Below are 1,593 nucleotides of genomic sequence, written 5' to 3'. Positions count from 1 at the left end.
CTCCGTCGTCGCGGGTGCGGCATCGGCGCCGCATGGCACACCCGTCGCGGTCGCCACAGGCACCGTCGCCGACCCGGCGGCGCCGATCGACCTCGCCGGAACGGGCGGAGACGGAGTCGCGTCGTACCAGTCCGAGAGCAGCGGCGGCGCCCAGAGTCGCGGTACGGAGGCGATGACGGCCGATTCTGCGGCCGTCTCCCCCTGGCACTACTCCAACAGCCGACGCTTCACCGCGCCGCCGTTCGACAGCGCGGCATCCCGTGCGACGGTGTACGCGCTGGATGCCGCGACGCACTACTCCGCCGCCGATGCCGAGCGCATCGCTCACGCGCTGGGCATGGCGGGCACCGCCCATAGCCGCGAACACGTTCAGGGGTGGTTCGTCGGCGCGGACGATGAAGCCGATCGGTCGGGACCGCAGCTGCAGCTCTGGCTGATGCCGAGCGGGGGTGCCGATGTCTCATACAGCGGCGGCTTCGACGTACCGTGGATGGAGTGCTGGGCGGCGATCACCCCGAAGGACGATCCCGACGCCGAGAGCTTCAGCCAGGAGCAGCTCGAGGCGGCACACGCCGAGGCACAAAGCTGCGTGGCAGCGACCCCCGTTCCCACCGAGCAGCAGGCTCGCGATGCCCTCAGCCTGTTCCTCGCGGCCACGGGTGTCGAGGAGAGCGAAACCCAGGTCACCGTGACGCCCGATGACGCCGGTCGCACGACGACCGCGACGGCCGCACGCGTCGTCGCCGGCAATGTGACGGTCGTCACCTCCACGGTCACCGTGTCGGCGAAGGGCCTGCTGGAGGCTCACGGGTCGAACGCCTCGATCGTTTCACTGGGCGAGTACGACATCGTCAGCCCCGCCGAGGCGGCCGAGCGGATGAACGACCCGGTGTTCGCGCCCGCCTACGCCTCGAAGCGGGGCGCCGAGATCGATGACGACCAGTATCCGGACGCGCCGACCGAGCCCCCGGCGACCCCCGGTCAGGGCGCACCAGTACCGTGGGGCATCACCGAGTTCGAGATCAGCTCCGCGCGCCTCGGCCTCGCCATGATGGTCGGCACCGACGACACGCGCTTCCTCGCGCCGGCGTACGAGTTCACCGACACGGAAGGCAACGTGTGGAGCGTGCTCGCCGTGGCCGAGAGCCAGCTCGAAACGACCGGCGGCGGCGACAGGTGGTGGGGGTGGTGGGGAGGCTTCTGGTGAGGATCAGCCGTCGGAATCGCTGACCGCGGCATCCTGCCACGCCTCGACCTCCTTCTCCCACGCGTCGCGCGCGAGGCGGTACCACATATAGAACGCGAAGCCGGCGAAGACCGCCCATTCCGCGGCGTAGAAGATGTTGAGCCAGTTGACGTTCGAGCCCTCGTCGGGGGCGGGCGAGTCGATCGCGATGAGGCCGGCCGAGAGCGCCTCGGGCAGGGTCTCGCCGTCGGCGACGAGGTACTGCCGGTAGACGCTGAGCTCGTCGACGTCGTGCCACCACCCCAGCAGCGCGGCCGGCGACATGCGCGTCATCTCCGCCGCAGGGCCGCCACGCGGCGGCAGCGCAGGACCCTCGTCGGCGATGAGTCGGTCGGTGAGGGTGACGG

Annotated in this window: 1 protein-coding gene and 1 pseudogene; one reads left to right on the top strand and one right to left on the bottom strand. The window is 70.7% G+C overall.

The annotated features are described in order from the left end of the window. Window positions 1–1,207 (top strand): hypothetical protein (locus WBP48_RS08550; RefSeq protein WP_424438978.1); only part of this gene is annotated, 1,207 nt, incomplete at its 5' end. A gap of 3 nt (window positions 1,208–1,210) precedes the next feature. Here WBP48_RS08550 and WBP48_RS08545 read toward each other — a convergent pair. Beyond that, window positions 1,211–1,593, bottom strand: a pseudogene (locus tag WBP48_RS08545) (SURF1 family protein); the annotation flags it as partial.

This window comes from Microbacterium sp., from assembly GCF_049661145.1.
Taxonomy (GTDB): domain Bacteria; phylum Actinomycetota; class Actinomycetes; order Actinomycetales; family Microbacteriaceae; genus Microbacterium.
Note: the sequence above shows the minus strand (reverse complement) of the source record. Positions and strands in the feature narration are given on the sequence as shown.